Source organism: Salegentibacter sp. UBA1130 (assembly GCF_002311535.1).
Taxonomy (GTDB): domain Bacteria; phylum Bacteroidota; class Bacteroidia; order Flavobacteriales; family Flavobacteriaceae; genus Salegentibacter; species Salegentibacter agarivorans.
Genome location: NZ_DCAP01000025.1, coordinates 1 through 21,725 on the forward strand (window position 1 = coordinate 1; position 21,725 = coordinate 21,725).

General features: G+C 37.2%; 21 protein-coding genes. 2 read left to right on the forward strand and 19 right to left on the reverse strand.

All coding sequences use genetic code 11. The features are described 5' to 3' along the window. The 17 genes from B4F31_RS09695 to B4F31_RS09775 form a co-directional block, all read right to left on the reverse strand. Window positions 1–2,099, reverse strand: a 2,099-nt coding sequence (locus tag B4F31_RS09695) for an Ig-like domain-containing protein (protein ID WP_286761221.1), incomplete at its 3' end; no start/stop codon positions are given. Window positions 2,100–2,480: 381 nt separating this feature from the next. After that, window positions 2,481–3,203 (reverse strand): response regulator transcription factor, encoded by a 723-nt coding sequence (locus B4F31_RS09700; protein ID WP_075327539.1) that lies wholly within the window; start codon window positions 3,201–3,203, stop codon window positions 2,481–2,483. Window positions 3,204–3,207: 4 nt separating this feature from the next. Beyond that, complete coding sequence (locus B4F31_RS09705) at window positions 3,208–4,779, reverse strand: sensor histidine kinase (protein ID WP_286761222.1); 1,572 nt, start codon at window positions 4,777–4,779, stop codon at window positions 3,208–3,210. A 67-nt stretch (window positions 4,780–4,846) separates the two neighbouring features. After that, window positions 4,847–5,437: a dephospho-CoA kinase gene (gene coaE, locus B4F31_RS09710; RefSeq protein WP_286761223.1), complete on the reverse strand. Its 591-nt coding sequence runs from the start codon at window positions 5,435–5,437 to the stop codon at window positions 4,847–4,849. Further along, a complete protein-coding gene (locus tag B4F31_RS09715; protein ID WP_093303687.1) occupies window positions 5,434–6,390 on the reverse strand; it encodes a CdaR family protein in 957 nt (318 codons plus the stop codon). The genes coaE and B4F31_RS09715 overlap by 4 nt, the downstream gene beginning before the upstream one ends. Beyond that, window positions 6,383–7,390, reverse strand: a complete 1,008-nt coding sequence (locus B4F31_RS09720; RefSeq protein ID WP_286761224.1) for a glycosyltransferase — start codon at window positions 7,388–7,390, stop codon at window positions 6,383–6,385. The genes B4F31_RS09715 and B4F31_RS09720 overlap by 8 nt, the downstream gene beginning before the upstream one ends. Window positions 7,391–7,734: 344 nt before the next feature. Next, complete coding sequence (locus tag B4F31_RS09725; RefSeq protein ID WP_286761225.1) at window positions 7,735–7,956, reverse strand: hypothetical protein; 222 nt, start codon at window positions 7,954–7,956, stop codon at window positions 7,735–7,737. Between the two features lie 110 nt (window positions 7,957–8,066). Beyond that, window positions 8,067–8,198 carry a hypothetical protein gene (locus B4F31_RS09730; protein ID WP_286761226.1) on the reverse strand — a complete coding sequence of 44 codons (132 nt, stop codon included), beginning with the start codon at window positions 8,196–8,198 and terminating at the stop codon, window positions 8,067–8,069. Window positions 8,199–8,218: 20 nt separating this feature from the next. Beyond that, window positions 8,219–8,488 carry a nucleotidyltransferase domain-containing protein gene (locus B4F31_RS09735; RefSeq protein ID WP_286761227.1) on the reverse strand — a complete coding sequence of 90 codons (270 nt, stop codon included), beginning with the start codon at window positions 8,486–8,488 and terminating at the stop codon, window positions 8,219–8,221. A gap of 166 nt (window positions 8,489–8,654) precedes the next feature. Then, window positions 8,655–9,482: an enoyl-ACP reductase FabI gene (locus B4F31_RS09740; protein ID WP_286761228.1), complete on the reverse strand. Its 828-nt coding sequence runs from the start codon at window positions 9,480–9,482 to the stop codon at window positions 8,655–8,657. Between the two features lie 153 nt (window positions 9,483–9,635). Continuing rightward, complete coding sequence (gene recN / locus B4F31_RS09745; protein WP_286761229.1) at window positions 9,636–11,288, reverse strand: DNA repair protein RecN; 1,653 nt, start codon at window positions 11,286–11,288, stop codon at window positions 9,636–9,638. Window positions 11,289–11,638: 350 nt separating this feature from the next. Further along, window positions 11,639–12,526 (reverse strand): DUF4835 family protein, encoded by an 888-nt coding sequence (locus B4F31_RS09750; RefSeq protein WP_286761230.1) that lies wholly within the window; start codon window positions 12,524–12,526, stop codon window positions 11,639–11,641. After that, window positions 12,519–13,724 carry a bifunctional phosphopantothenoylcysteine decarboxylase/phosphopantothenate--cysteine ligase CoaBC gene (gene coaBC / locus B4F31_RS09755; RefSeq protein ID WP_093303704.1) on the reverse strand — a complete coding sequence of 402 codons (1,206 nt, stop codon included), beginning with the start codon at window positions 13,722–13,724 and terminating at the stop codon, window positions 12,519–12,521. The genes B4F31_RS09750 and coaBC overlap by 8 nt, the downstream gene beginning before the upstream one ends. Window positions 13,725–13,729: 5 nt before the next feature. Next, entirely contained in the window at window positions 13,730–14,065 is a 336-nt protein-coding gene (locus B4F31_RS09760; protein WP_075327552.1) for a DNA-directed RNA polymerase subunit omega, read from the reverse strand. 13 nt (window positions 14,066–14,078) lie between these two features. Continuing rightward, on the reverse strand, window positions 14,079–14,906 hold the full coding sequence (locus B4F31_RS09765; protein ID WP_286761231.1) for an outer membrane protein assembly factor BamD: 828 nt from the start codon (window positions 14,904–14,906) through the stop codon (window positions 14,079–14,081). Window positions 14,907–15,191: 285 nt separating this feature from the next. Beyond that, window positions 15,192–16,070 carry a 4-hydroxy-tetrahydrodipicolinate synthase gene (dapA, locus tag B4F31_RS09770; RefSeq protein ID WP_286761232.1) on the reverse strand — a complete coding sequence of 293 codons (879 nt, stop codon included), beginning with the start codon at window positions 16,068–16,070 and terminating at the stop codon, window positions 15,192–15,194. 201 nt (window positions 16,071–16,271) lie between these two features. Further along, the gene (locus tag B4F31_RS09775; protein WP_143083626.1) at window positions 16,272–16,970 is read right to left on the reverse strand and encodes a hypothetical protein; all 699 of its coding nucleotides are present in this window, start codon (window positions 16,968–16,970) and stop codon (window positions 16,272–16,274) included. 341 nt (window positions 16,971–17,311) lie between these two features. Here B4F31_RS09775 and B4F31_RS09780 point away from each other — a divergent pair, with 341 nt between their 5' ends. Together B4F31_RS09780 and B4F31_RS09785 are read left to right on the forward strand one after the other, a co-directional pair. After that, entirely contained in the window at window positions 17,312–18,070 is a 759-nt protein-coding gene (locus B4F31_RS09780; protein WP_286761233.1) for a 5'-nucleotidase C-terminal domain-containing protein, read from the forward strand. Window positions 18,071–18,073: 3 nt separating this feature from the next. After that, complete coding sequence (locus tag B4F31_RS09785) at window positions 18,074–18,982, forward strand: bifunctional metallophosphatase/5'-nucleotidase (RefSeq protein WP_286761234.1); 909 nt, start codon at window positions 18,074–18,076, stop codon at window positions 18,980–18,982. Between the two features lie 71 nt (window positions 18,983–19,053). On the opposite strand, the gene B4F31_RS09790 is transcribed toward B4F31_RS09785, so the two are convergent. Next, entirely contained in the window at window positions 19,054–19,338 is a 285-nt protein-coding gene (locus tag B4F31_RS09790; RefSeq protein ID WP_093303711.1) for an addiction module antidote protein, read from the reverse strand. A 392-nt stretch (window positions 19,339–19,730) separates the two neighbouring features. Next, complete coding sequence (gene ligA, locus B4F31_RS09795) at window positions 19,731–21,725, reverse strand: NAD-dependent DNA ligase LigA (protein WP_286761235.1); 1,995 nt, start codon at window positions 21,723–21,725, stop codon at window positions 19,731–19,733.

Sequence of the window (21,725 nt, forward strand, 5' to 3'; positions counted from 1 at the left end):
ACCACCAAAGTTTCGTTTTCCTGGGTGGAATAATTATCAGCAACTGCTACGGGAGCTTGGTTTGGTGCAGATGTAACCGTAATTACTACAGTTACTTCATTGGAATTATCCTCACCATCTGTAGCGTAATAGGTAAAAGTATCTTCATCTGAAAAATCGGTGTTTGGTGTATAAGTGAAAGAACCATCTTTTTCAAAATCTAAAGTGCCATTCTGAACATCATCAACTAAAACTGCGGTTAATGCATCATCTTCAGGATCGGAATCATTTTCGAGAACTCCATTTGTTGCATTAACTACCAAAATTTCGTTTTCCTGGATGGAATAGTTATCAGGAACTGCCACAGGAGCTTCGTTTGGCGCAGAAGTAACTCTAATTACAACAGTTACCTCATTGGAGTTATCCTCACCATCTGTAGCATAATATGTAAAAGTATCATCGTCATCTGTAAAACCAGGATTTGGGGTATAAGTGAACGAACCATCGCTTTCAAAATCTAAAGTACCATTCTGAACATCATCAACTAAAACTGCGGTTAATGCATCATCTTCAGGATCGGAATCATTTTCGAGAACTCCATCTGCTGCATTAACCACCAAAGTTTCGTTTTCCTGGATGGAATAATTATCAGCTACTGCTACGGGAGATTCGTTTGGTGCTGCCTCAGTTTCATAATCAATAGAAAAAGTACATTCAGGTTGGGGATCACACGGAAAAAAATCATTGTCAGAATTTAAAGTTACCACGACTTCCCCTTCCTCTTCCGGTGTTACTTCGGCTGTAAAATTATCGTGGCGAGTAAAGGTTTTAAGTTGGAAATCGAAGTCAACATCAATTCCAGAAAAACCGGGTTGATCTCCGGTCATTTTCAAATTATTTACCAGAATATTACCACAATAATCAACTTCTAAATCTATAGGCAAATTTAATCCCTGGTTAAATTCCGTAACATATGCAAAATTAGCATTGGAATCATAAACATTTATAGAATAACTTGTGGAGGTTATTTTATCATATTCTGCAATTAAATCTTCGGGATTTTGAAAAATTCCATTGAATGTAATGTCGTTTTGATAATCAATAATATAGATATAACCATAATCATCTGCTACAATACTACCAGGAGCCCCTATATTGTCTAGGGATCCTTCTATGGTGTGAATATGATTATAGTTTTCATCAAAAACCAAAACTCTGCCATTAGGAGTTGAACCTCCACTGTCAGCGACATAAACTCTCCCTATTTTATCTACTGCTATTCTGTATGGTCTGTCTAATTCTATTCCCGAATTATCTGGCGGGAAAACAATGGGATTATTATAATTACCTGCTTCATATACGGCAACTTTATCATACTCAACATCATAATTTCCATCTGGAGTAAATGCAACAGCGACATAAATATTCCCGGCAGCGTCGGTTACAATTCCAGTTGGTCCGACATCATTGCTAGAATCATAATTAGGTACCTTAAAGTCATCCAGTTTAGCAGTAGCACTATTATTATATATATTTACCTGCTGTTCATTTTTATCTGCTAAATACAATCTTTGAATACTCCCAGGTAAACTTGCTTCAATATCTAAAGGTGAACCTAAATCGTCTCCATTTATCGATGTTTCCTGAGAATTTTCGGATATTAAATTTAAAGATTTTACACCGTTGCCATAAGTAAGATAGAAAATATCATCTTCAGTATATTGAGTGATTGAAATAACTGCATCTTCAAACTCTCTCCTTAAAAAATTTTCTAAATCGAAGTAATCTAATAATCCTCCTTCAACATTAAATCTTTCAATTACAATATCATTGGCTCCTTTTATGAACTCAGGAATTAGTCTCTCAAAATTTCCAATTTCTCCATTTGGCACTATAAAATCATCTTCAACTAAATCACGATTTATAGGACCTTCAAAGTTTAGATCTAAAGGAATGGGACTTTCATCTGTAGGATCAGGTGCTGAGCTGTTAATTGTACAGTCCTGCCCAAACCCAGAAGAAAAATTCAGTAAAAAAAAGAGTAAAAAAAGCGCAGTAGTTGTACCAAACGGCTGTAGCCGAAAAGTAAAACCGGGTGATGTAAAGTAACTTTGCTTCATGGCCGGATTTTAGCGCTTCCGGCAGTAAAGATAAAACTTGTGGCGTGAAAGATTTAAAAATTACGTTAATTATACGGTTTTCCGTAATTTAAACCCGGGTATAAAAATGCCTGGCCAGGTAGCGGCCGGGGAAGTGTTGTTAAAATTTTCCGGGTAAGAAAACAATGAGAGTGGCTTTTTGCTAAAGCCGCTTCGCCACATTATCCTGAACCTGGTTCAGCATCTAACTTCTTAACAACCTAGATCCTGAAATAAATTCAGGATGACGTTCTCTTTATTGAAACGAGTCCGCCTGAACGGTCAGGTTCAACATAAGCTAAATGGACTAAAATAGAATATTAGCCACTCTCATTATTCCCGGAAACTGAAAATTACCTCGCGTTATGCTTCGGCATTTTCGTTGTTTTTTACCACCAATCTAAATCCTTCGCCGTGAATGTTTAAAATCTCTACATTCTCGTCTTTCTTAAGGTATTTACGCAGTTTGGCGATATATACATCCATACTTCTGGAGGTAAAATAGTTATCGTCTCTCCAAATTTTGGTAAGTGCCAGTTCTCTTGGCATTAAATCGTTCTCGTGCAAGGCAAGTAAACGCAATAACTCGTTCTCTTTTGGAGAAAGTTTTTGAGCTTCTTCGTCTTTATAGGTTAAAAACCTTAGTTTAGAGTTAAGGTGAAAACCACCAATCTCGAACTCAAATTGCTTAGAGTCTGCCACGCTATCTGTAGCTTTACGCTGCATAATGGCTTTTATCTTCATAAGCAATACTTCGCTATCAAAAGGTTTGTTTAGGTAATCGTCTGCTCCTACTTTATAACCTTTAAGCACGTCTTCTTTCATCGCTTTGGCGGTAAGGAAGATAATTGGGATTTCTTCGTTCTTTTCCCTTATCTCTTTAGCTAGCGTAAAGCCGTCTTTGTAAGGCATCATGACATCAAGAATACAAAGATCAAAATCGTCTTTTTTAAACTTTTCAAAACCTTCCATTCCGTTTTTGGCGTGCGTTACTTCGTAATCGTTCATCGCCAAATAATCTTTTAAGACGGTTCCAAAGTTTGGATCGTCTTCTACTAACAAAATTTTCTTGTCTTCAGTTTCCATATATTTAAGATATTAGAGGTAATTTAATTATAAATATGCTTCCTTTTCCTTTTTCGCTTTCTACCGATACCTGCCCGTGGTGATCTTCTATAATTCTTTTGGCATAGGCTAAACCTAAACCGTGACCTTTCACGTTATGGATATCCCCGGTATGTTCACGATAAAACTTTTCAAATATTTTCTTTTGCACCAACTTAGACATTCCCGCTCCCTGGTCGCGAATTTTAAGGATGATGTAGTTCTTTACATTTTCAGTATAAATATCAATCTTAGGCGTCTCTGGTGAGTATTTTACGGCATTGTCCAGTATGTTTATTATCACATTGGTAAAATGATCCTGATTGGCCAAAATTGAAGAGCGCAGTGCCCCAAAATGCGTTTGTATATAACCGCCACGATCTTCTACAATTAATTCTATATGGGTAATGGCATCTTCTACAATCTCATTAAGCTGAAGCCTTTCTTTTTTAAGGTCCAATTCATTTTTATCCAGTTTAGAAATTCGTAAAACGTTTTCTACCTGGGCGTGCATTCTCCTGTTTTCGTCACGAATCATCTTAAGATAGCGCTTTTTCTTTTCTTCGTCGCTGCTAATCTTAGGATTCTTAATGGCGTCTAAAGCCAGGTTAATAGTGGCAATAGGCGTTTTAAATTCGTGCGTCATATTATTTATAAAGTCGGTTTTTATCTGTGAAATTTGCCGTTGCTTTATCAATTGCGATAATGCGCTGGAATAAGCAATCACGATAATAAGCGTAAAAATTATAGAAAGTGCGGCCATTAATGTTATAGATGAAAGCACTACTTTTTTCTTTTCGGTAAAATTTACCAGCAGCTGGTAATTGCTATTTCCCATATCGTCTGCAAAAAGCGGAACCCCGTAGGTAGCGGGATGGCTTAGCGAAAAATTCTCGCTGTGCAGATTGGTAGAAATACTATTGCTGTAAACGCCATATTCAAACTCTGAATTGATATCGCGGTTACTCAATTCCTGGGCTAAAAGCCTTTCTATTGTAGCCTCGTTCACTCTTTGGTGCAGTGGAAGCCTGCTGGTATGCTCGGCAATATATTCTTTAAGCAAATTCTTCTCATATTCGTCCATACGAATAATACGCTCAATTTGCTGTTGAGTGCTTAGACCGCTACCGTCTATATTATTACGGTTATTCACAATACTGGTCACCTTTTTATTGATGAGCTTGGTAAAGGGAATACTATCGCGGGCCGATTCTATAAAGCCTGAAGAAACCTTATAATCTTCTTCCAGAATAGCATCTGAATGAAAGAGGGTTTGGTTTCTTAATTTGTTTTCGTTTATATAAGAATACTCGGTAATCGTGGCGGCCTGCAGCCGACTATTTGTGCTGTCGGCATCTTTAAATTTCATCCAGTAATCTTCAATTTCCTGGTTTTCAATTTCATTAACCACTCTTAAGAGTACCTGTTTCACATCGTAGGTAAACTGCGCTTCTTTGTCGTCTACGGTACTCTTAATCCAGTATCCCTGCACAAAAATAATACCGATAAGGGAAAGGCTCATTAAGATAACGAGAAGTAAAAAAAGCTTTTTATTCATGCTGCCAAAAGTAAGATTTTAACATTTAGTGCTTCAAGCGTTTAACCAAATGTTAACAAAACTTCTGCTAATTTTTACCTCGTTTTAAGATAATCTGATGTAATTCGTCAACCCGCGATTTGGTAAGGGATAAATCGTGATTCTCTATTTCAAAATCGGCCAATTTTTTCTTTTGGTCGTCACTCCATTGTTTGGCCATCCTGGCTTCAATTTCTTCCAGGGAACTATTATCGCGTTGTTGTAATCTTTTTATTTTTTCTGCTTTATCAGCAGTAACTAAAATATTTATATCGCATTTTTTATAACCGCCGGCTTCAAACAAAATTGCTGCTTCATAAATTACATAAACCGAATTCTGCTCGTTTTTCCAGCTTTCAAAATCTTTGGCTACGGCTGGGTGAATTATTGCGTTAAGTGCCTCCAGTTTATCAGATTCATTAAATACTACGGAAGCGATATGTTTACGATTGGGCGTTTGGCCAGAATAAGCTTCTTTACCAATAAGCGCGGTAACTTTTTCCCTTATCTCTGCTGAAGTTTCCAGGAGGCGTTTCCCGGCATCATCGGCAATATAAACCGGGACGCCTTTTTCTTTAAAAAAGCCGGCCACGGTAGTTTTCCCGCTGCCAATACCGCCGGTGAGTCCCACTACCATCATCGTTTTATAACAAATTGAATTTTACGCTCGTTAAGCCGAAGATTTCTCACCATTAAAGGCGCTTCTGTAATCCTGGCGATAATAAAATCGTCGCCATCATCTATATCATTAAAATCGCAAACCACCCTAAAGTTTTCGGCTTTCACCATTTCGTATTGCTTTAAATTCACCTGATAATACACCAAAACTTCTTTCGGAAAAATAGCAATATTGGTATCTTCGGGCTTATTTAGAATTTCTACCGGCACTTTTACACTGCCTTCGGTAAACTTCTCTACTTCCTGGCTATAGGTAACCTCGGTATTATAAAAACTCAACATTCCCAGGTTGGTAGTATCAATTTTAACCCTGCCGGAAACATTAGTATTAATGTTGTTGATCTTTAAATAAACCGTATTTAAATTTTGAAGGGTATCAATAATATTTTCGGGGCCGCTTACCTGTACCGAATCGGGTTGCAGGCTTACCGGCTCCCCTGCCGAATAACCTACCGCGTAATTAAGATCTATACGTGGCCTAACATTTACCCATTTATTCTTTTTAGGCTGAAATTCTACCGAAAGGCTTTCCTGGATAAAACGGGCTTTTTCAAAATTGATATTCACCTGCTCTTCCAAAACTTCGCGGTTGGCTTCAAAATTATAAACCAGCTCGCCATCTTCTTCTGTGGCTTTGCCAAGATCTAATTCCACCCTGGGTTTAAAGATCTGGTAGTACCAAATGGCAAAACCTTTATCCTGAATTCTTAATTGTAAATTATCTGGCCGTTCTTTAGATAGGGTTTTATCTAAAGGTACATTTTCATAAGAAACCGGAATATCTATTACTTGCGTATATTCTTTAGAAATTTGAACAAAAAACCAAATAAGTGAAGAAAACAGCAAGAAAAACCCGAAGCTTTTTAAGCTGGATTTTTTTATAGAAATTCTTTTAAATCTTATGTTTTTAAACATTTTTAAAGAATAAATTCGGGAATTCGTGTTCCGGGTCCTGTTTTAAAATATGAATATGCCAGAGGGATTTTATAAAGCCATAACCATATCCAAAAAATTGTACCAAAGTGGCATAAACCGCCAGGAAACCAATTCCTAAACTTTTATTTTTAATAGCGGCATCTATGGCAATAATCACAAAATATAGTACATATAAAAGAAATAACCACCAAATTCCCAGTTTTAAAAGCAAAATAGCGAATAAAAAGCCTAAACTAAAAACCGCGGGAAACCAATAAGTGATTTTCCCCGAGCCTGGATGCCATTTATTGAGAATTGGCCGTACCATCCCAAATTTTTGAACCTGGGTATAGAATTTAGACCAGTCTATGCGGCGTTTATGAAAAACCACCGCACCTGGAATTAAACATAATTTATATCCCATTTTTTTAAGCCGAAGCGAAAGATCGGGATCTTCGCCGGGATGAATTTTCCCGAATCCGCCGGAAGCTTCAAAGGCGTTCTTTGAAATCCCCATATTAAAACTCCTGGGCTGAAAATCATTTACCGCCGACTTTTTACCCCGAATCCCACCAGTGGTAAGAAAAGAGGTCATGGAATAATCTATGGCTTTCTGAATCTTGCTGAAAGAAGGATGAGAAGCATCTGGCCCGCCAAAACAATCGCAATAATCCTGCTGAAGGAATTTATCTACTTCCTGCAGGTAATTTTCAGGCAATAAAACGTCAGAATCCAAAATAAGAAAGTAGTTGCCTTTGGCTTTTCGCATCCCAAAATTTCTGGAATCTCCGGGGCCTGTATTCTTTTTGTAATGGTAACTAATGTTGAGTTGCTGCTGGAACTCAGTTGCAATACTTCCGGAAGAAATACTGGAACCATCTTCTACCAGCACAATTTCAAAATCCCGATCAAACTGAAGTTTGAGCATACTCTCTAACAACTCCCTCACCTCCCCGGGGCGGTTATATACAGGAATTATAAAGGAATAGTTTAATTTCATTTAAGGAATTGATTTGAGGATTGAATGCCTTGTAAAATCATTTTTTTAAATCATCGGCTAATTTCCCGGGTTCCTGACGGGCATCAAAAAAGGTAAGAATTCTAATTTCCTCATCATTAAATTCGTAATAAATGGAGATTTGTTTAGTGAGCACACACCTTCTCAAACCTTTCACTTTTTCAGATTCCGGAAAACTTTCCGGTTCTTTTTTATGATTTGAAGGTATTCATCTAAACGCATGATGAAATTTGTCTTCACTTTAAGAGACCATTCCTCTACAAGGTATTCAAGAAGAGCTTCTAATTTTCTTTCTGCAATAGGAGAAATTATAAGCCTTCTATTCATTACTTATGTTTACTTATAAACACCTCATAATCGGTGTAATTTCCATTTTCAATTTCCTTCCTTGCGTCTTTGATCTCTTGTTTCTGTTCAGCATTTAATTCCTCCCAAAAATCAGGTGAAGTCTCTTTTTTAAGGATTTTCTTTATAGACTGAATAATCTCGGGATCGTTAGTATTTAACAGCAGTTTTGCTAACTCTATTTTCTCAGTTTGAATATCCATAATTTAATAAATGTGTAATAAAAGTACGAAACCCTGTTTAATTAGCTTCATATTTCGATGTTTAAAAAGAGTTCTAATCCAGCTACTTTTATCTTAAATTTCCGAAACCGTCACCCTGAACTCTGTTTACCTTTTAAGTCGTTGAGAAATTCATTAAAATCTCTGTTTTCCGGTAAAAAGGAATATATTTCAGAAATCGCCTGCCTAATATCTTCCAACCAGGTTTTAACTTCATTCTCCATAAATGTGGAGTTTGGTTTGATCAATCTCCTGCTTTAAAAACTTTTTTAATAGCTTTTAATTCCAGTAAATCAATTCTTCTTTTAAAGATTTTCTCCAGGTTAAATTTTAAATCGAAATATTTATCGGAATAAGAAAGTGGATCTTGATCATCTATATCAACCACAAAATCAATATCACTTTCGGGTCTAAGTTTATCTTTAACTATAGACCCGAAAACAAATAATGACTTAACTTTATTGGTATTACAAAGCTTTTTTATTTGATCGATATGTTGATTGATTTCTTTCATCTTAACCTATCAAATATACTAAAAACCTGTTTGATCACTTCACTAAGAAGGGTGACATATTAAAGCAGGATTTCCCAATCAAGTTTGGGAAGATTTCCTATTATCCTAGATGCTGAAATAAATTAAGCATGACGTGAAACCAAAACGTCATGCTAAACTCATTTTTTTATTTCTCCTCCTGTCCTTTAATAAAAGACTCCATAACTTCCTGGCTTACACCCATATTAGCAAAACCACCATCGTGGAAAAGGTTTTGAAGCGTAACTTTCTTAGTTAGATCAGAGAATAAGCTTACCGTGTAATCGGCGCATTCTAATGCGGTTGCATTACCAAGCGGCGACATTTTATCAGCGTAAGCAATAAAGCCGTCAAATCCTTTTACACCCTGTCCTGCAGTAGTTGGGGTTGGCGATTGTGAAATAGTATTTACTCTAACTTTATGATCTTTTCCAAAGAAATAACCAAAGCTACGTGCTATAGATTCTAAAAACGCTTTATTATCGGCCATATCATTATAATCTGGAAATACACGTTGTGCGGCCATATAGCTAAGCGCAACAATACTTCCCCACTCGTTCATCGCTTCTTTTTTGTAAAGAACCTGCATAGTTTTATGAAAAGAAACCGCAGAAATATCCCATCCTTTTTGGGTGAAATCGTAATTCTGCTCAGTATAATGATTCCCCTTTCTAACATTTACCGACATCCCGATAGCGTGAAGCACGAAATCTATTTTTCCGCCAAGGATCTCCATAGATTTTTCAACCAGGTTTTCCAGGTCTTCAATTTTAGTAGCATCAGCAGGAATAATTTCTGAACCGGTTTTCTCGGCCAGCTCTTTAAGAGTTCCCATTCTTAACGCAATTGGAGCATTGGTAAGCACAAACTCTCCGCCTTCTTCCTTAACACGCTCAGCGGTTTTCCAGGCGATAGAATTCTCGTCTAATGCGCCAAAAATAATTCCTTTTTTTCCTTTTAACAGGTTGTATGACATAGTGATAAATTTTTTCGTTTTGTTAGTATAAATCAGCCCGGAGCAAGCTCACAAAGCGATTTGGATATAAAATTTATATTCCGGGGCCCGCCCGAAATTTTTTAAATCCCGATTATGGGGTAAAGATAGCAAAATTACTTTCAGGCCATAGTTTTAATCCAGGAGTGCACGTGCGTGAGCCCGCGCCGAATCTCCAATATTTTTACCGCCAAGCATCATTGCCAGTTCTTCTACACGCTCGCTACCTTTTAATTCTTCTATCTTGGTAGTAGTAGCGTTAGCAGAATCTTCTTTAAAAATCTTAAAATGGCTGTTTCCTTTCCCGGCAATTTGCGGTAGGTGGGTAATAGCAATTACCTGCATGGCATTCCCCATTCGTTGTAAAATACCGGCCATTTTTTGAGCAATATCTCCTGAAACTCCCGTATCAATTTCATCAAAAATAATGGTTGGAAGTTTACTTTGTGCCGCGAGAATACTTTTAACCGCCAGCATAATCCTGGAAAGTTCCCCGCCAGAAGCTGCTTTTTTGATCTCTTTAAAATCGCCACCTTTATTCGCTGCCAAATACCAGAATAATTCATCCTGCCCGTTGGCTAGAAAATGCGCGGCTTTTTTCAGCTCTATTTTTAATCGGGCGTTTGGCATTCCAAGATCGGCCAGTAAACTTTCGGCTTCTTTGATAAAAGCCGGTACTATTGCTTTTCGTTTTTCGTGGAGTTTTGCAGCCACAGCTCCCAATTTGGTTTCTTGTTTTACAATGGCATTCTCCAATTCTGAAAGTGCATTTTCTGCATTTTCACTTACCGAAACTTTTTCCTGAAGTTCATCTTTAATCTTCAGTAATTCGGCAATATTTTCTGCGGAATGTTTTTTCTGTAAATTATAAATTAGCTGAAGCTTTTGATTGGTGGCTTCCAGCTCTTCAGGGTTGGCCTCTACCCTATCTAACGCATCACTTACTTCTGAAGAAAGATCGTCTAATTCAATAATTACACTTTCAATACGCTGATGCAAAGCTTCATAATTAGCCGATAAATTGGCAATCCTGGCCAGCGAGGCACGAGCTTGTTTTAAGCTGTCTAAACTTCCTATTTCTTCCTGTTCCAGTAAATTTAAAGCTGAACTTAGGTTTTCGGTAAGTTCTTCAACATTACTCAATTCTTCGTAACGGGTTTCCAGTTCTTCCTGCATCCCGTTTACTAAACGCGCTTCTTCAAGCTCATTCAGTAAAAATAAATTATAATCGTATTCTTTTGTGGCCTGGGCCTGTTCTTCTTTTAATTCAACAAGCCGTTTTTGTAACTTTTTATAAGTTTTTAGTTCGGTTTTATATTCCAGAAGTAAGGTTTCACTGTTCGCAATAGTATCAATTACCTGGAATTGGTAATCATTATTCCCCAAACTCAAAGTTTCGTGCTGACTGTGAATATCAATAAGGTATTCTCCCAGTTTATTTAAGGAGGTGAGTTTTACCGGCGTATCGTTTACAAAAGCACGCGATTTCCCTGAAGCCAAAATTTCTCTTCTAATTATGGTGTTTTCTTCATAATCCAGGTCTTCAGTGATAAAAAAATCTTTTAGCTTATAATTAGCGATATTAAAACTGCCTTCTATTACGCATTTCTTATCGGTATCACGAATACTTCCGTAATCGGCGCGGTTACCTAAAAGAAGCCCAAGTGCGCCCAGCATAATAGATTTACCGGCACCGGTTTCACCTGTAATAATGGTAAAACCTTCCTGAAGTTTGATGTTTATATCTTCAATTAAGGCGTAATTTTTTATAGATAGAGCTGTGAGCAAAGTGTACTAAATTTGGGCTAAATATACGAGAGAAATTTTTCCCAATCAACAATAAACTTTGGGTAAACCCGGAAGTTATATCAAAAGGGAAAAATTCGATTATACAGATGTTTGCTAAAGAAATAATACTTTTCAAATGTATATCCGGTTTTCCTCATAGAAGTGAATTTATGAAAAAATCGTCATGCTGATTGTTTCAGCATCTAACACGATAGTACCTACCATTCAATTTAGACCTCCGATAGAAATCGGAGCAGGCTCTGAAACCAGTTCAGGGTGACGTCTAAATTTTAAAGTATGACTGTTTACGGATATTCAACTTAAAACCGCGATTATCAAGTAAAAATTCTTTACTGCAGGTTTCTCCAGTTACGGGAATAACGGGGCGCCAGGCCACTTAGTGTTTGACTTAAACCTGGGCGGTTAATTTCGGGGCCGTCGCTAAAAATTTGGGTTACCTCATCGGCCTTGGCATCAAAAAAACTTCTAAGCAATAAAGAATTTGCCCTCCTGGAATTCATTGTAGTTAAACTTTCCAGCGCATCGGCAATGGCAATTTTTCCAGCTTCAGGATCTTTATGCATTACATCCAACCCACGGCGATGATATTGATATAAAGCGGTACGGTATTCTGTAAACATATTAGAAAGCAAATCTGCATTTAAGCGAAACCTTGACGTTTGTCCATCGGCTCCACTCCAACCGGTTCTACCACTTTGTTGCGCGGTATTTACAATTCGATTAGCTTCCTGATAATAATCGGTTCCACCTTCAGGGGAAAAAGTATCGGCATCCATGCCTAAAATGGTGTAGACATAAAAGGAAACTACAGAAACCAGGTTATTGGAAAATGAGTTCTGACTATAATTTAATGGCTGATATTCCCTATAATTAAAGCTGAATTGAGAATCGTTAAAATTTAAAATTGGGCTCACCATATTAGAGCCGTAAACCGGTCTTGATGACTGCACCTGGATAGTGCCGCTGAAAGATTCGCCTTCAAACTCATTTATGGTGATAAACATACTGCAGTTAATGCGCTCGCCGGGTTCAAATTCTTTATTGGTCCAAGAGGTTTGATTTACAAACTCTCGCAACGAACTCTCTAAAGTTCTAAAAACCGAAAGATTGCTTTGCCCGGTTTGCTCGGTATTAATCACTATTTCACAGTTGAGTTCCTGGGCGGCCGCAAAAGGCATCCCGGCAACTAAAAGAATAAGAAATAGCAATTTACGCATCTAACAAATGTACAATTTCGTTTAAAATATCGGTTGCAACCTCGGCCTTGGATTTTAGATCGAAAGCCTTTTCTGAATCTTTATAGACCAAAGTAATTTTATTGGTATCCTTCTTAAAACCAGCACCGACATCGTTTAAAGAATTGAGCACGATAAAATCCAGATTTTTCTTTGCCAGTTTTTCCCGGGCGTGCTCTAATTCGTTATTGGTTTCCAGGGCAAAACCAATTAATTTTTGATGGGTTTTCTTTTTCCCCATCGATAAGAGAATATCCTGGGTTTTGGTAAGTTCCAGGCTTAGGTTTTCTTCGGCCTTTTTAATTTTTTGGGCCGCTACTATCTTTGGCTTATAATCTGAAACCGCAGCAGCAGCAATAGCAACATCTACATTTTCAAAATGATCATGTACAGCGGTGTACATTTCTCTTGTACTTACTACTCTAATTAGGTTGATCTTTGGATCATCGATTTCCAAATGTGTAGGACCGGAAATAAGGATCACCTCAGCTCCAAGTTCAGCGGCTTTTTTAGCAAGTTCAAAGCCCATTTTTCCACTGGAATGGTTTCCAATAAAACGAACCGGGTCTATGGCTTCGTAAGTTGGCCCAGCGGTAATTAAAATTTTCTTTCCCTGCAGAGGTAAGTTTTCAGAAAAATATGTTTCTAAAAATTCGATAATCTCTTCGGGCTCTGCCATTCTCCCTTCGCCTTTTAAACCACTGGCAAGTTCACCCGTTCCTGCGGGAATCATAATATTTCCGTAGGACTTAAGGCTCTCAAAACTCTTTTTTGTGGAAGGGTGTTTATACATATCCAAATCCATTGCAGGTGCAAAGAATACCGGACATTTAGCTGAAAGATAGGTTGCGAGCAAAAAGTTGTCGCTATTCCCCGTAGCCATTTTAGATAAGGTATTGGCAGTGGCAGGGGCCAAAACCATAAAATCGGCCCAAAGGCCGAGTTCTACGTGATTGTTCCATTGCTCATCTTCATCGTCTTCGGTAAAAGAAGAAAACACTTCGTTCTTGGAAAGTGTTGAAAGCGTAAGCGGTGTAACAAATTCTTTTGCAGCCGGCGTCATCACGACTTTTACCTGTGCACCGGCTTTAATAAATAATCGTACTAAAAATGCAGATTTGTAAGCGGCAATACCACCACTTATGCCCAAAAGCACTTTTTTGCCTTTTAGTACAGACATCTTAATTAAGCTTCTGCTTCTTCAGAATCTTTAGTATTCCGGTAATAGATCTTACCGTCTAACCATTCCTGGATAGCAAGCGCGTGTGGCTTTGGAAGTTTTTCGTAAAACTTAGAAACCTCAATTTGCTCTTTATTTTCAAAAATCTCGTCAAGACTGTCGTTATAAGTCGCAAATTCGTCAAGCTTCTCCAACAATTCTTTTTTGATCTCAGAATTTATTTGGTTTGCTCTTTTTGCAACCACAGAAATAGCCTCGTATATATTGTTAGTTGGCTCGTCTACCTTGTTCTTATCGAAGGTAATTGTGTTAATTGGTGCGTCTGTCTTTTTAATATCCATCTTTCTTCTACTATTAAAAATTTTGTAAGCGTGATTTTATGTCTTCGGTTGAAGCTTCTATGGCTTCAGAATATTCACCTTCAGGGTAATATTTTTTATACTCCTGGGAATATTCCAGGGCTTGTTGCAGTCTTTCCTGCATTAAATCTCTAAAACTATTTACTGCCAGTTGGTAAGCAGAATCAAACCTGTAATAATGGGCGTCTTCTCTAAAAGGAGACCCGGGATTATTAGAAAGAAAATTAGTAAAGGAAGTAATTGCTGCCTGGTAATTACCGGCTCTAGCCTCTCCTGTTAGATGATATTGTTTGGCAATTTCGTATTCCTTTTTTTCCAGTTTTATACGTAATTCGGCTGCCATATCGTTGGCTTCTTCGGCGTGCTCGCCTTCAGGATAAGTGTTTAAATAAGCCTGAAGTTCTGCAATTGCTTTATGCGTATCGGTTTGATCAAGATCGTATCTTGGAGAAAGCTCGTAGAAACTTCTCGCCTTTTTAAAAGCGGCTTCTTCTACCTTATCACTGTTAGGATAAGATTGCTGAAAACGCTCAAACTCGTATGAAGAAAGGTAAAAATCCCCTAACTGGTAGTAGGTGTTGGCAAATAAATAACTGAGTTTCTCACCTTGAGGCTTCCCGCGATATTGCGGAACAATTTGCTCAAATAACCTAAGGGCCTTACGATATTTTTTATTGCTATTTTCTTCCTGGGCTTCATTGTACAGCTCTTCAGCATAGGTATACTTTGCGCCGGCATCATCACTTTTTAGTAAGGTTTGATACTCCCCACAGGATACAGTTAAAACTAAAACTGTTACTAATAAAATTGCTTTCTTCATCATTTGTAAAAACATCTGGCAAAAGTACATTTTTCTTCAGTATAAAAAAAACTTTGTGTTGCAGGCTTAGATAACTCAAAATGTGCCTTCTTATTATCCTGAAAGAAAGATAATCTAAGGCTTTTGCTGAAAAAATAAAAGGTCTAAGAAATTATTCTATCGTCAAGCTGAACTGGTTTCAGCTTCTAACATTGATCGACTGGCAATTTATTAGATCCTGAAATAATCCCAACGCTTCGGGAAAGAATGACGATATTTAAAACTTTTTAGACCTTGTAATTAATAATTTTAGCTAAAATTCTTCAAAAAATCTTCAATCTGCTGCTGAAGTGCTGGTGTGGCTTTCACCAGCGGTAATCTCAGGTTGTTCTGAATACTTTGTTTTAGAGCAAGTAAAGCTTTAATTCCTGCAGGATTTCCTTCAGCAAAAATCAAGTCTATAGAGCGCTGTAATTTATAATGAAGTTCGTAAGCTTCAGCAGGTTTCCCTTCTAAACCTAGCGAAACCATTTTAGAGAATTCAACCGGGAATCCCTGTGCTATTACCGAAATCACTCCTTTTCCGCCGGCTAAAACCATAGGCAGGGTAAGCATATCGTCTCCAGAAATTACCAGGAAATCTTTGGGTACCAAGCTTATTAATTTCATTGCCTGCACCATATCGCCGGCAGCCTCTTTTACGCCGATTACATTGCTAAAATCGCGGGCAATACGGTTTATAGTTTCCGGCAGGATATTAGACGCAGTTCTTCCCGGTACATTATAAAGAATTATTGGCAACGGGGAAGCGGCAGCCACAGCCTTAAAATGCTGGTAAATACCTTCCTGGGTTGGCTTATTGTAAAAAGGAGAAACCGAAAGGATAGCTTCAAAGCCAGAAAGATTTGCAGCTTTGAGTTCTTCGCAAAGGGCGTATGTATTATTGCCTCCCATTCCCAATACCAGAGGCAAACGTTTATTATTCTTTTTTACAACCGTATTTATTACAAGCTGTTTTTCTTCTTTACTAAGACTGGCGCTTTCGGCGGTAGTTCCTAAAACCACCAGGTAATCTATTCCATTTTCAATCTGGTTTTCTACCAGGTTTTCCAGTGCTTGCACATCTACAGATAAATCTTCCTTAAAAGGAGTTATCAAAGCCACACCGGTACCAATAAATGAGTTCATTGCTGTTTAAATTTTTTATGATAATCGAAAAGATTTGCGGAATTTCACCTTAAAACTGAAAAATGCAAAATTTTCGGGCGACAAATGTATAGATTTCGACAATTTAAAGGACCAAAATCTGCTTTTGTATTTAAACAAAAGCACATATTTAACAGCTTTGTTTTTTCTGTTAAAAAATAAACAGGAATTAGCTTTCGCTTTTTAGAGAAGGTTCAATAAACGCAGCTTTCTCTCTGGAGTTAGAAAAAACAGCAAACTAAAGATTAAGCCGTTATACCACAACAAATTACCGGTAATTAAAATAGCAGAATCTTTCATATAAAAATAAGCGGAATCCCTAAACACATTTGAAAAAATAAAAGTAAGAACCAGCGTGATAAAATAAATTGATTTTTTTGAGTAAGAATTCAAATAATAAATAAGGGAAATAATGCCCATTACCAGTAAGACGCCGTAATAAGCTATATAAATGCCAAATTCAAGTTCATCACTCATATATTGTTTAAGTTCCAGCACGTGGGTAAATAGCAAATAAGCATTTATGGCTATTAATAGAAAAAAATAAACCAGTATGGTTTTACTGGCAGTTTCCAGTTGGGTATTCTGCAAAGCTTCCCTGCTTAAACCAAAATAGGCGATAATATAAAAGAAGAAGGAAATAAGAGTTAAGTTATTAGTATTAAATATGAAGCCATTAATTTGAGCCAGAAAGAAAAAGATAAAAAAGAGTATAGCATTCAAGCTCATATTTTTTTTAAGCTTGATATAAATACCGGCAAGGCCGGGCACAAAAATAAGCTGTGTGGCCTGCATTAACCAATCGGCTTCAGCTATGGCAGCATATAAATTTATAGCTAGAAGCGGAACGAGTAAAATTAAAATGTATTGAAAAAGACTCATTTTCATTCAATTGCGGACCGAAAATATAAAATTCATGTTATCAATAATATCCATTTGAGTAAAGCATTGCTATTTTTAGAAATTTTAACCCATTTTTCGACAAAATGATTAATTATTCCGTTGAAATACCTTTAATTTTTTAACAGAAAAATCGCTGATTCAATTTCAAGAGTCGTTTTATAAAAATATTCCGGGCTTTAGAGTTGAACAGTTAAGTTTGACCCGGATAATCTATTTATCTTTGAGTTTTTAAAAATGAATATAACCGGCCTAATTCCCAATCCTAGAAATTGATAAATAATTATCTTCAAATTCATAAAAAGGGTGAAAATTATATACGAATGAAAAAAACCAGATTAAGTTTATTCCTGCTTCTTTCAGTAATTCTATTAAGTTGTAAAGGAAACGAGGTTAAACCTTCAGAAATTAAAGGGCAACGAATAGCTATAGATGAAAAGATTGAACCCGATGCCGAAATTGAGGAATTTGTAGCACCGTTTAAAGAGCATCTCAATAAAACGCTAGATAGCACTTTAGCTTACAATCCAAATGATATGGTGAAAAGTGACGGCGACCTCAACACCGCAATTGGAAACTTAATGGCCGATTTGGTAATAGAACAGGCCAACCCTATTTTTAAAAGCAGAACCGGAAATGAAATAGATATGGTTTTGCTAAATCACGGCGGAATTAGAGCTGGTCTCAACAAAGGAAATATTTCTACCCGAAGTGCATACGCCCTAATGCCTTTTGAAAATGAAATTGTAGTAGCAGAACTTTCCGGAGAAAAAATTAAGGAAATGCTTACTTACCTGGAACGTGCAAAAACCGCACATCCTGTTAGCGGAATCCAGATTGAAATGGATCAGGATTATAAGGTTAGCAGCGCAAAAATAAACGGTGAAGATTTTGATGAAGATAAAACCTATTTTGTAGCTACTTCAGATTATTTGCAACAAGGCGGCGATAATATGAACTTTTTTAAAGATCCAATCCAATTATATAAAGTAGACTATAAACTGCGCAATGCCATTATAGATTATTTTAAAAAGGTAGATACTTTAACGGTTGAGAAAGACAATAGATTTATAAGAAAGTAAGAAATGAAAAGAAGAAATTTTATACAACAAACCTCGGCAGCAACGGCTTTTATAGGGATTGGTGGCTTAAGTTCACTTTCATTTAAACCTAACTATAAAAAGCACATTACCATTTTACACACCAATGATGTGCATAGTCATATTGAGCCTTTTGGCCCTGATGATTCCAGGAATCCTAATATGGGCGGTGTTGCCAGGCGAGCGACTTTAATTCAGCAGATTAGAAATGAAAATCCCAATACTTTACTTTTAGACGCTGGGGATATTTTTCAGGGGACGCCTTACTTTAATTTCTATGGAGGCGAACTGGAGTTTAAGCTGATGAGTAAAATGAAATATGACGCGGCTACCATAGGAAACCACGATTTTGATAATGGGATAGATGGATTATATGCACAACTTCCATACGCCGAATTCGATTTTATTTCATCTAATTATGATTTCAGCAATACGGTGATGGATGGGAATACCCACGAGCATAAAATTTTCACTAAGGATGGAGTGAGAATTGGAATTTTTGGTTTGGGAATTGAACTTCAGGGTCTGGTGAACGATAGTCTTTATAAGGAAACGAAATATCTGGATCCCATAGAAATTGCGCAGGATCAAAGCCGAATTCTAAAAGAAGAAAAGAATTGTGACCTGGTTATTTGCCTTTCGCATTTAGGCTATAAATACAGCAGTGATAAGATTTCTGATATTAAACTAGCACAAACCACCGAAAACATAGATCTCATTATTGGCGGCCACACTCATACTTTTTTGGATAAACCAACGGTTGAAACCAATAAGGCCGGTAAAAAGGTTTTAGTAAATCAGGTGGGTTGTTACGGACTTTACCTGGGAAGAATTGATTTTTATTTAGATGATAAAAATAATATTGAAACAAATGGAGTCAAGATTGAGGTTTAGCGATTTTTAAAAGTCAAAAAAGATCTGATTTAACTTTTGAATGTGAGAATTGAAGCGATAATGGGTTGCCTTTAATTTGAAATCGGGTTTATTTTAATTTGGCCACCAACAGCTTTTAAAACTTTCATTATTGTTGAAAATTGTGGTTTTGCACCATCAGATAAAGCTTTGTATATACTAGGCCGACTTAACCCGGTTTCATCTGCAATTTTTGTCATTCCAATGGCCTTTGAAATATGCCTTAATGCTATAATTAAATCTGAAGTATCCCCTTCTTCTAAAACAGAATTAAGATATTCAGCAATCATGTCGTTGCTGTCCAAATAATCTGCAATATCAAATTTTGATGTTTCCATTCTTAATTTTTTAATTTGCTCCAAATTTCTTTTGCCTTTTCGATGTCCTTTTGCTGGGTTGATTTATCACCGCCAATAAGCAGTATAATAATTTTCCCATCTCTTTCCTTGAAATATATTCTATAAGCTTTTAGCGTAATTTATTCTTAGTTCACTTATTCCATCTCCAACAGGTTTACAGTCTCTAAAGTGCTCGTCGTTTTCCAGTTTCTGGATTCTGAACAAAATCTTAGATTATGCCCTCAAATCTTTTAATTTCCTTAGCCACTTGTCAAATTCTACTGTTTTCTCTATAAAATACATCCTTCTAAGTGTATTCACTTAGATACAAAAGTATATAATTTTTTTGAATTCAGATTTCTAATAATGAAGTTTTTAAAGTGTATCCAGACTCAAGATAACATCTCCAGGAATTCTTCTTCCGTAATAATTTTAGTCCCCAGTTTTTCTGCCTTTGCCAGTTTGCTGGGCCCCATATTTTCGCCTGCAACCAAATAGTCCGTTTTTCCTGAAATTGAACCGGAAACTTTTCCGCCGTTATCTTCTATCATTTTCTTGAGTTCATTTCTGGCAACTTTTTCAAAAACCCCGGAAATCACAAAAGTATTGCCCTCAAGTAAATCGCTCTGGTTTTCCAGTTCTTCTACAGCAATTTCCAATTGAAGTCCGTAGTCCTTTAAACGCTGCACGATCTCCCTGTTTTCTTCGGAAGCAAAAAAATCGGTTACACTTTCGGCTATGCGCTCTCCAATTTCATCAACCGCTGTAAGATCTTCGGTTGAAGCCGAAGCCAAAGCATCTATATTTTTGTAATGCTTTGCTAGTTTTTTAGCTACAGTTTCGCCCACATATCTTATTCCAAGGGCAAATAAAACCCGTTCAAAAGGAATTTCTTTAGATTTTTCAATTCCATTAATAAGGTTTTCCGCCGATTTCTCTGCCATTCGTTCCAATGGAAGAATATCTTCTTTTTTCAGGGTATATAGGTCGGCATAATTGGTAATTAAATTAGCATTCACCAACAAAGCAACGGTTTCTCCACCCAGGCCTTCTATATCCATTGCTTTTCGGGAAATAAAATGTTGAATTCTCCCTATAATTTGCGGCGGACATCCATTATAATTAGGGCAGTAATGTTGCGCTTCGCCTTCTTTTCTAATTAACTCGCTATCGCATTCGGGACAGGTTTCGGCATATTTAGTTTCGGGAGTTTCGGGATCTCTTTTAGTGAAATCAACCCCAACAATCTTCGGAATAATTTCACCTCCTTTTTCAACAAAAACAGTATCTCCTTCCCGTACATCCAGTTTTTCAATTTGATCGGCATTGTGTAAAGACGCACGTTTCACAGTAGTTCCGGCTAATTGCACCGGTTCAAGATTTGCTACGGGCGTGATTGCTCCTGTTCTCCCAACCTGGTAGGTGATCTTATTTAATTTAGTACTCTCCTGTTCAGCCTTAAATTTATAAGCCATTGCCCAGCGTGGGGATTTGGCGGTATAACCTAATTCATCCTGCTGATCAAAACTATTTACCTTCACCACTACCCCATCGGTTTCATAAGGTAAATCGTGGCGGTGTTGGTCCCAATAATTCACGTAATCGAGAACTTCAGCTATACTATTTTTTAACTCGGCTTCAGGTGGCACTTTAAAGCCCCAATCCCTGGCTTTTTCCAAACCTTCAAATTGTGATTTTACCGGTAAACTATCGGCTACCAAACTATAAAGCAGGCAATCTAAAGGTCTTTTGGCAACCTCAGCACTATCCTGGAGTTTTAAGCTTCCGGAAGCGGTATTTCTAGGATTTGCATAAGGTTCTTCGCCTGCTTCTACCCTTTCGGCATTCATTTTTGCAAAACCTTCATAAGGCAACACTATTTCACCCCGAATATCAAATTTCTGCGGAAATTCTCCCTTCAGTTTTAAAGGTACAGATCTAATGGTCTTTATATTATTGGTAACATCATCTCCCTGGAACCCATCCCCACGGGTAACTGCACGTTTTAATTTTCCATCCTCATAAGTCAGGCTAATAGAAGCTCCATCGTATTTTAATTCGCAAACATACTGTACTTTACCCCCAATAGATTTCTCGATTCGCTTTTCCCAGTCTTCCAGCTCTTCTTTAGAGTAAGAATTGGAAAGCGAGTACATTCTATAATCGTGAACTACGGTCTCAAAATTTTTAGTTATCGCACCACCTACACGGCGCGTGGGAGAATTAGGGTCATCAAATTCAGGATTTTTTTCTTCCAGCTCCTGTAATTCTTTCAGCTTCATATCAAAATCGTAATCGCTGATCTCGGGCTTATCCTCTATATAATATAAATAATTATGGCGGTGTAATTCTTCGCGTAACTGTTTGATCTTTTCTTCGGTACTCAT

Excerpts from the sequence above, each read along its gene's own strand:
- B4F31_RS09760 (WP_075327552.1), bottom strand. The coding sequence starts at position 14,065 with ATGGATATTAAAAAGACAGACGCACCAATTAACACAATTACCTTCGAT.
- B4F31_RS09790 (WP_093303711.1), bottom strand. The coding sequence starts at position 19,338 with ATGGAAACATCAAAATTTGATATTGCAGATTATTTGGACAGCAACGAC.
- B4F31_RS09700 (WP_075327539.1), bottom strand. The coding sequence starts at position 3,203 with ATGGAAACTGAAGACAAGAAAATTTTGTTAGTAGAAGACGATCCAAAC.
- coaBC (WP_093303704.1), bottom strand. The coding sequence starts at position 13,724 with ATGTCTGTACTAAAAGGCAAAAAAGTGCTTTTGGGCATAAGTGGTGGT.
- B4F31_RS09765 (WP_286761231.1), bottom strand. The coding sequence starts at position 14,906 with ATGATGAAGAAAGCAATTTTATTAGTAACAGTTTTAGTTTTAACTGTA.
- B4F31_RS09775 (WP_143083626.1), bottom strand. The coding sequence starts at position 16,970 with ATGAGTCTTTTTCAATACATTTTAATTTTACTCGTTCCGCTTCTAGCT.
- coaE (WP_286761223.1), bottom strand. The coding sequence starts at position 5,437 with ATGATGGTAGTGGGACTCACCGGCGGTATTGGCAGCGGGAAAACTACC.
- dapA (WP_286761232.1), bottom strand. The coding sequence starts at position 16,070 with ATGAACTCATTTATTGGTACCGGTGTGGCTTTGATAACTCCTTTTAAG.
- B4F31_RS09780 (WP_286761233.1), top strand. The coding sequence starts at position 17,312 with ATGAAAAAAACCAGATTAAGTTTATTCCTGCTTCTTTCAGTAATTCTA.
- ligA (WP_286761235.1), bottom strand. The coding sequence starts at position 21,725 with ATGAGTACCGAAGAAAAGATCAAACAGTTACGCGAAGAATTACACCGC.
- B4F31_RS09750 (WP_286761230.1), bottom strand. The coding sequence starts at position 12,526 with ATGCGTAAATTGCTATTTCTTATTCTTTTAGTTGCCGGGATGCCTTTT.
- B4F31_RS09730 (WP_286761226.1), bottom strand. The coding sequence starts at position 8,198 with ATGGAGAATGAAGTTAAAACCTGGTTGGAAGATATTAGGCAGGCGATT.
- B4F31_RS09735 (WP_286761227.1), bottom strand. The coding sequence starts at position 8,488 with ATGAAAGAAATCAATCAACATATCGATCAAATAAAAAAGCTTTGTAAT.
- B4F31_RS09705 (WP_286761222.1), bottom strand. The coding sequence starts at position 4,779 with ATGAATAAAAAGCTTTTTTTACTTCTCGTTATCTTAATGAGCCTTTCC.
- B4F31_RS09720 (WP_286761224.1), bottom strand. The coding sequence starts at position 7,390 with ATGAAATTAAACTATTCCTTTATAATTCCTGTATATAACCGCCCCGGG.
- B4F31_RS09740 (WP_286761228.1), bottom strand. The coding sequence starts at position 9,482 with ATGTCATACAACCTGTTAAAAGGAAAAAAAGGAATTATTTTTGGCGCA.
- B4F31_RS09785 (WP_286761234.1), top strand. The coding sequence starts at position 18,074 with ATGAAAAGAAGAAATTTTATACAACAAACCTCGGCAGCAACGGCTTTT.
- B4F31_RS09715 (WP_093303687.1), bottom strand. The coding sequence starts at position 6,390 with ATGTTTAAAAACATAAGATTTAAAAGAATTTCTATAAAAAAATCCAGC.
- B4F31_RS09725 (WP_286761225.1), bottom strand. The coding sequence starts at position 7,956 with ATGGATATTCAAACTGAGAAAATAGAGTTAGCAAAACTGCTGTTAAAT.